Origin of the sequence: Belliella filtrata, from assembly GCF_022549775.1 — a bacterium.
Lineage (GTDB): Bacteria > Bacteroidota > Bacteroidia > Cytophagales > Cyclobacteriaceae > Belliella > Belliella filtrata.
Genome location: NZ_JAKZGP010000108.1, coordinates 1 through 7,725, shown reverse-complemented (window position 1 = coordinate 7,725; position 7,725 = coordinate 1). Strand labels below are relative to the sequence as shown.

The following is a 7,725-nucleotide window of genomic DNA, read 5'->3' as shown; positions in this document are numbered from 1 at the left end:
GGATAAACCAACTTTAAAGCTGATTTTCGTACATTAACATACAAATACGCGTCAATACGCTACAAAGGAGCACAAGACTCCAAATACTTGAATATTGGTCAGTAAATAATGTACCTGAGTAGTTACAGCATTTTTTATATAAAAGTATTTAACATTTTCTTTATCGCTTTTCAACTTAGGCATCAATTTAACCGAAAATTTCCACCATCGGTAAAGCTGAATATTGTGCATTTTGTAATTTAATCTCTTCATTACAACCATCATTACATGAGAAAACTGTACACTTTAACTTTACTGATGCTCATTTCGATGAGCAATGTGCTTTGCCAAAATATTGACTTCAGCAAACTTCAAAAAAAAGAAGGATTTGTAGATTTCTATTTAGATGATGATAAAGGCAAAATCTACCTTGAAATTTCAAAACTTGAAAGTGAATTCCTCTATGTCAACTCACTTGCTGCAGGTGTAGGATCCAATGATATTGGACTAGACCGAGGTCAGCTTGGCAGAACTAGAGTAGTCGAATTCAGAAAAGCTGGCAATAAGATTTTTCTTGTACACAAAAATTATGATTTCAGAGCCTATAGTGAAAATCCAGATGAAATTAAGTCTGTTAAAGACGCATTTGCCGAGTCTATAATTTGGGGATTTGAAATCAATAAAAAGGAGAATGAAAAGTATATCATTGATGCAACTTCATTCTATCTGCAAGACGCACATCAAGTAGCAGAAAAACTAGGCGCTGCACGTCAAGGAACTTACAAAGTAGATAATTCACGAAGTGCTATCTATGAAGCCATGACAAAAAACTTCCCGCAAAATACGGAAGTGGAAGCAACCATTACCGTCACAGGCACCCCTTCTGGGAGCTATATCCGCTCAGTGACTCCTAGCCCCGATGCAGTGAGTGTAAGGCAGCGACACTCGTTTATTCAGCTTCCAGACGATAAGTATGAGCCTAGGGAGTTTGATACACGTGCTGGGTATTTCCATATCAGTTACTTGGATTTCACTAGTCCCATTGGAGAGCCAATGGAGAAGAAGTACATCGCCAGACATAGATTAGAGAAAAAAGACCCTAATGCCGCATTGTCAGAACCTGTAAAACCAATCATATATTACCTTGACAGAGGCACTCCAGAACCAGTTAGATCTGCCCTTCTTGAAGGTGGAAATTGGTGGAATCAGGCATTCGAAGCTGCAGGATTTAAAAATGCCTTCAGGGTAGAACTTATGCCCGAAGGTGCTGACCCTATGGATGTAAGGTACAATGTCATCCAGTGGGTGCACCGGTCTACTCGAGGCTGGTCTTACGGTGCATCGGTCAGAGATCCAAGGACAGGAGAAATTCTCAAAGGTCATGTAAGCTTAGGCTCACTTAGAGTAAGACAAGATTACTTGATTGCTCAAGGGCTATTACAACCCTTCGAGGATGGAAAACCTAAAAACCCAGCCATGCTAGAAATGGCCTTAGCGAGGTTGAGACAACTATCGGCTCATGAAATAGGTCATACAATAGGTCTCGCACATGCATACGCCTCCTCTCCTACTTCGCGCGGCTCTGTCATGGACTATCCTTACCCATATATCACCATGGACAATGACGGAAACCTTGACTTCTCCAATGCATACGATGATAAAATAGGAGATTGGGATAAATGGGCTATCAGGTATGGCTACGACATCATTCCAGAAGGGAATGATGAAAAATCCTATCTCAATAAACTATTAGAAGACACTTACTCGGCGGGACATACTTTTATTTCTGATTCAGATTCAAGAAATAGCAGTGGTAGCCATCCTCAAGCACACCTTTGGGATAATGGAGAGTCTGCTACTGGTGAATTGAAAAGAATGATGGAAATCAGAAAAGAAAAGCTAAATAGTTTTGGGCTAAATTCAATAGAAAGCAACACTCCAGAAGCACTTATGGAAGAAGTTTTGGTGCCTTTGTATATGATGCATCGCTATCAAATTGAGGCAACTTCCAAGCTGATTGGAGGAGTTGATTACACCTACAAGGTAAAGGGAGACAATCAAAGGAAACAAAGCAGGCTAGATGCCAAATCTCAAGAAGATGCCTTGGAAGTCCTCTTACATGTAGTCAAACCTGAAAACTTGGCTTTGCCAAACCAAATCATTGAACTGATCCCCCCACGACCAATGGGCTACGGTAGAAATCGAGAAACTTTCCCCTCTAGAACTGGACCGAACTTTGACCCTATGGCTCCAGTTGAGAATGTGGTGGACATGACATTTGGTTTTTTGTTTGACCCTGCTAGAGCGAATAGAATCTTGCAACAGCATGCATTTGACAGTCAATTGCCTTCGCTGGCAAATGTATTTCGGATAATCAGGTTATCGGTATTCAATGCACAATCAAGTAATGAGTATGAAAATCAGATCAGCTTCATAGTTCAAGGTAAGTTTATAGACCAGTTGATAATGCTAGCAAAAGATTCACGCTCAAGTGACTTAGTGAAGTCAGAGACAAGGGCTTTGCTTAATTTCATAAGAAGCAATGAGTTGAACCCTAACCTAAATCCCAAAAGAGAAAGAAATATGGTAAACCACCATAAAAGTTATTTAGCAGAAAAAATCAACGCATACTTCAGGTTGCCAGAAGAAATTAGCAAACCTCAAACCGTAAGTATACCAGACGGAGCCCCAATTGGCAGTGATGATATGAGTTGTGATTTTGAGTTTTAAAAATTAAACTCAATAAATGTATCATTGATAGACCTATCAGGATTCAAAGCTATCCCTAACTTTGAATATACATAACTGATAGGTCTAATGATTTTTAAACCACCAAAAATCTTCATTTTTTTTACTTTACATACATTAAACCCTTGAAGCACTCCGCAAAGTAATATTCAATTTATATCTGGGGATAGATTGTTTTTCGCCCAAAACATTTTACAATTTTGCTTTATGTAAAAAACAATTTGTGCCTTTGTTCATACAGAAATCAAAACTATTGGAAACCACACAACTGGTCACATAAATGGATCTAAGTCCGCGGGAAGATTTGACTCAAAATACCATCCGAAACATATAAAAGCTTGTATTCATCATCAATGAATCAATTCCTTTTATACCGTACATGAGTAAACTTGCTGAGGAATTAAAAATCTCAAGAAATGCCTACCACTCCTGTCTTTCCCTTCACAAACTTCCTCTGAAAATAAATAATCAAAGGAGTAAAAACTACAGTGGGTAATAGCCACGCTATAAATACGGGATCTGTATGCAAGTTGATAACAAGGAAAGCGGTAAAGGTTGCTATAAATGCACCCATCATCCTACTGATATGCATGCTAAGAAACCACTTCTTTGGCAAGGTCTCAAGCTTAGAGGATGCACGCATATCTACCCACACCATAGACAAGAGAAAGCTTCCAAATACAGCGAAAACAACTATAAATCCTCCTAAATTTGACCAAGATTGTAGTGAAAAATAGACAATCGGAATAAAAACAGTCACTAGCGCTATACCTTGAAAAAGCCTATCTACAATAGAAAATGTTGGCTTAAGTTGCTTTCTTAACTGAAGATACCTTCTACCCGTCAACGTCATGTATGTACTAAAGCCACCGATCATAAGCAAAAACATATTTCCTTTTGGAATTGCAATTAGGAATGCTGTGATTCCAATTCCTATCATGCACCAATAGTATAGCATACCAGAGAGGTTATGTTTCTTACTTCCTTTCGTAAAAAGGATAGCCAAAACCCCCGAGAGCAAGGCTGTAAACCCAAATGCAATGTGAAAGTAAAGTGTGATTTTTAGTAGATTTCCCATTTGATTTTTTTATTCAAATGTAAATCAAATCTACCTTCATTGCTTTAAATAGGGATTTATGACAAGTTTAGGGACAAATAACAAAGCTATTGACTCAAATACTCTTTGACTTTCCCTGCGAATTTACGAGATACAGGTACCACCAAATTTCCTTTATCCAAAAACAGCTTGTATCCTTGAGCATTTCCAGTGATGCGTTTGACTTGATGAATATTTACTAGATAGGACCTGTGGCACTGAATGATGCCTACATGCTCCCATTGCCCTGCAATCTCTGTAAGGGTGTTTCTAATCAATTGTTTTTTAACGCCTTTTTCACCAAGAAAAATAACCTCCACATAGTTGTCTGCGGATTGTAAATAATACAGATGAGACAATTCAACCACCAAATCTTCCTGTGCATATTGAGACTGTAAAGTAATGGTAATAATATCTTGTTTGGAAAATTCAGAAATGGAATTGGAAATATGGCTTTCCATATGAGTTGCGGATGTAGTATGCTTTCTGAGCAACTTGTTGTACCTATAAATCACCAAAAAAAACACAGGAAAGATCCCAACTGCAAAAGTAAAGCCTATAGAAAGCATCAAAGAATAAAAAGACCAATCAACTCCTCCAATCCAAACAGTATAAAGAAAATTACCAATTGAGATCAACCCTAAAATGCTTAGATTTTGGACGATCTCTTTCCCTGTCGTCCAGATTGATTCATCAAAATAACCCGAAAAAAGTCCTTTAAATCCACCTTGAAAGAATATCATGCATAAAAAAGTTACCAAACCATAACCAGAGATCATCACTAACTTGTATTCATCTGGAATACGATGAAGACCAAAAGGCTGGAAAACCAATAAAAAAGTAGCCACAAAAAAACCAATCAGAAAAGCTAAACGGATAATGCTTTTCCAACTGGCATTTTCACATGGATAAGGCTGTTTCAAAAAATGTAACATCGCCTTATAATTTATTTCTTTTGATGTCTTTCGATCAATACATCCATTACCTCATCAAGCTCATAACCTTTTGCCTCTAACAAAACCAGGTAATGATAAAGCAAATCTGCTGCCTCTCCCATAAACAAATCTTTGTTATCATCTTTGGCCTCAATTACGATTTCAACAGCTTCTTCACCTACCTTTTGGGCAACTTTATTAATCCCTTTGGCAAACAATGAAGCTGTGTAAGATTGATCATTTGGATTAACCTTTCTATCCTTGATGATAGATCTTAAAGTGTCTATGAAAAAGGTTTTGCTATTGTTCTCTTCTGCAAAACAAGTATCATCTCCTGTATGACAAACCGGCCCCTCTGGTCTAGATTTGATCAAAATGGTGTCTTGATCACAATCCACTGTCAAAGAAACCACATGTAAGAAATTTCCAGACGTCTCCCCTTTTGTCCAAAGTCTATTCTTTGTCCTTGAAAAAAAAGTCACCTTTTTAGTTTCCAAAGTAATATCGATAGCCTCTTGATTCATGTAGCCAAGCATCAATACCTTACCAGTTGCAACATCTTGTATCACGGCAGGCACTAAGCCACCCACCTTTTCAAAATCTATATTCAGTTTGTTCATTTTTATATTTGTTTGACTTTGAATCTTATCAGTTAAGGATTTCTAAGTCGGGTAATTTCATTTATTTCATGAAAATCCATGATGATTTAAAGACCCTTACTCAAGATTTCAGTGTCTTGATTCTCGTCTCTCTATTCTCGCCTCTCTCTTCTCACCAGCCTCTCATTTCCTAATTGAGATATCTTCCCTGCTAAGATACTGCTTCAATTCGGGAATTGGAATTTCTTTGAAGTGGAAAATACTTGCAGCCAATGCTGCATCTGCTTTTCCAAAGGTAAAGACATCCTTGAAATGCTCCATATTTCCAGCACCTCCTGAAGCAATGACTGGAATAGAAAGCATGGAAGAAATCTCGGCGGTAATTTCATTTGCAAATCCTCCCTTGGTACCATCATGATCCATGGAAGTCAATAAGATCTCACCTGCTCCCCTATCACAAACTTCTTTTGCCCACTCCTGAGTATTGAGAATTGTAGGCTTTCTTCCACCATGTGTATGTACGAAATCAACTCCGTCTACATTCCTGGTATCTATAGCCACCACAATACATTGACTTCCAAACTCCAAAGCCATTTCATTGATTACTCCCGGATTGTGAACAGCTGCGGAATTGATTGAAATCTTATCTGCACCAGCATTGAGAAGTAGCTTCACATCCTCTACTGTGCTAATTCCACCACCTACTGTGAAAGGTATATTGATTGCCTTTGCAACCTTGGTCACTAATTCTGCTAATGTTTTACGCTTATCAACGGTGGCTGTTATATCTAAAAACACCAGTTCATCTGCACCTTCGTCAGAATATATCTTGGCTAACTCAACAGGGTCTCCAGCATCTCTAAGCTGGACAAAGTTGACACCTTTGACCGTACGTCCATCCTTGATATCTAAGCAAGGAATAATTCTTTTTGTTAACATTTTGTATTAAGGGATTTGTCCCGATACTTTTCGGGATGAAAGATTTTAAAACTGGTGGAAGGACTTAAGATTCTAAAGTTTTAAGAGTCAATCCGCTTTAGTGAATTAGTAGACACAAAGCTTGGAATTATCTGAATTTTACATGTTTTGAAAATAACACACCCTTGATTTAAAATTATTCCATCTTTGTCTAGTTTCTCATTTCTTGAATCTAATGTGTCATGTCTCATGTCTCATATCTAGTGTCTTAAAATGCAGCCAACTCCTCCAAACTAATCCTCCCTTCATAATAAGCTTTACCAACAATAGCTCCATACACCCCTGTTTTTTGAAGTTCTTTTAGGTCTTTTACATTTGAAACACCTCCACTAGCTATTAATTTGATGCCTGGGATCTCTTGCATGATTTCTTTATAAAGCGCTACAGAAGGGCCTTGAAGTAAGCCATCCTTTGCTACATCAGTGCAGATCACATAACTAATCCCTTTGGCATGATAAGATTTGATAAAATCAATCAAATCAACTTCCGTTGTCTCTTCCCATCCCGAAATGGCAATTTTCTTATCTTTTGCATCTGCACCGAGGATAATTTTTTCTCCTCCATAAGTACTGATCCATGATTCGAACATCGCTGGGTTTTTGACTGCAATACTTCCTCCAGTCAACTGTTTGGCTCCAAGTTCGAATGCTAGCGCTATATCTTCATCAGATTGTACTCCACCTCCAAAATCAACTTCAAGTGAAGTCCCTGAAGCAATGCTTTGAAGGACTTGCTTATTGATAATTTTCTTTGCCTTAGCACCATCCAAATCTACCAAATGCAACTTGCTGATACCTGCATCCTCGAATCGCTTAGCCATTTCAAGTGGACTATCATGATATTCCTTTTTCTGATTGTAGTCACCTTGTGTAAGCCTTACACACTTACCTCCGATGATGTCTATTGCTGGTATGATATACATTTTGATTTTAGATTGGTGATTTTAGATTTTATGGTCTAAAATCTAATATATTGATGCTTGTATTAAATGTGCACAAATTTAAAAATTATATCTCCTGATTCGAGATAATACTTAAGTAATTTTCTATACTCTTTACTAAGAAATAGCTATTTCCATTGCCTGTTTTTTGGTTTTAGTTACTCTAATTATTTTTTACAACTTCAGAATACTGTCTAAATGCCAATTGCAATCCATCATCTGTCTTGATCCATATATTGGTAAACCTGCTAGGAATCCACGATGTATGATTTGTGGTTAAAATGGATGGCTGTTATAGTTCTTTTCCCAATACAATAGCAATCTTTGTAACTACTCAGGTTGTAAATTAGCTATATGATTTAGATTTTCTAAGATATTTCCCGAACGTTTGATCAGGGTATCCACGACGGATCTTATAACACAGAAGTTTTCAGCTCCATTGTTGGATTT

Annotated in this window: 6 protein-coding genes; 1 reads left to right on the top strand and 5 read right to left on the bottom strand. The window is 37.6% G+C overall.

Features of this window, described 5'->3' with window-relative positions; all coding sequences use genetic code 11:
• Positions 1 to 267: 267 nt before the first annotated feature.
• Positions 268 to 2,709, top strand: coding sequence for a zinc-dependent metalloprotease (locus tag MM239_RS20335; RefSeq protein ID WP_241350166.1), 2,442 nt, complete (start codon positions 268 to 270; stop codon positions 2,707 to 2,709).
• Between the two features lie 427 nt (positions 2,710 to 3,136).
• Here MM239_RS20335 and MM239_RS20330 read toward each other — a convergent pair whose 3' ends face one another.
• The 5 genes from MM239_RS20330 to hisA all read right to left on the bottom strand — a co-directional run bounded on the left by MM239_RS20330 (position 3,137) and on the right by hisA (position 7,257).
• Positions 3,137 to 3,805, bottom strand: coding sequence for a hypothetical protein (locus MM239_RS20330; RefSeq protein ID WP_241350165.1), 669 nt, complete (start codon positions 3,803 to 3,805; stop codon positions 3,137 to 3,139).
• A gap of 86 nt (positions 3,806 to 3,891) precedes the next feature.
• Entirely contained in the window at positions 3,892 to 4,758 is an 867-nt protein-coding gene (locus MM239_RS20325; RefSeq protein WP_241350164.1) for a LytTR family DNA-binding domain-containing protein, read from the bottom strand.
• Positions 4,759 to 4,769: 11 nt separating this feature from the next.
• Positions 4,770 to 5,378 carry a bifunctional phosphoribosyl-AMP cyclohydrolase/phosphoribosyl-ATP diphosphatase HisIE gene (gene hisIE / locus MM239_RS20320; protein WP_241350163.1) on the bottom strand — a complete coding sequence of 203 codons (609 nt, stop codon included), beginning with the start codon at positions 5,376 to 5,378 and terminating at the stop codon, positions 4,770 to 4,772.
• Positions 5,379 to 5,540: 162 nt separating this feature from the next.
• Positions 5,541 to 6,296, bottom strand: coding sequence for an imidazole glycerol phosphate synthase subunit HisF (gene hisF, locus MM239_RS20315; RefSeq protein WP_241350162.1), 756 nt, complete (start codon positions 6,294 to 6,296; stop codon positions 5,541 to 5,543).
• A 247-nt stretch (positions 6,297 to 6,543) separates the two neighbouring features.
• Positions 6,544 to 7,257: a 1-(5-phosphoribosyl)-5-[(5-phosphoribosylamino)methylideneamino]imidazole-4-carboxamide isomerase gene (hisA, locus tag MM239_RS20310; RefSeq protein WP_241350161.1), complete on the bottom strand. Its 714-nt coding sequence runs from the start codon at positions 7,255 to 7,257 to the stop codon at positions 6,544 to 6,546.
• Positions 7,258 to 7,725 lie beyond the last annotated feature (468 nt).

What these genes read in the sequence shown, in the direction of transcription:
- MM239_RS20335 (WP_241350166.1), top strand. Translation starts at nt 268, where the DNA reads ATGAGAAAACTGTACACTTTAACTTTACTGATGCTCATTTCGATGAGC.
- MM239_RS20330 (WP_241350165.1), bottom strand. Translation starts at nt 3,805, where the DNA reads ATGGGAAATCTACTAAAAATCACACTTTACTTTCACATTGCATTTGGG.
- MM239_RS20325 (WP_241350164.1), bottom strand. Translation starts at nt 4,758, where the DNA reads ATGTTACATTTTTTGAAACAGCCTTATCCATGTGAAAATGCCAGTTGG.
- hisIE (WP_241350163.1), bottom strand. Translation starts at nt 5,378, where the DNA reads ATGAACAAACTGAATATAGATTTTGAAAAGGTGGGTGGCTTAGTGCCT.
- hisF (WP_241350162.1), bottom strand. Translation starts at nt 6,296, where the DNA reads ATGTTAACAAAAAGAATTATTCCTTGCTTAGATATCAAGGATGGACGT.
- hisA (WP_241350161.1), bottom strand. Translation starts at nt 7,257, where the DNA reads ATGTATATCATACCAGCAATAGACATCATCGGAGGTAAGTGTGTAAGG.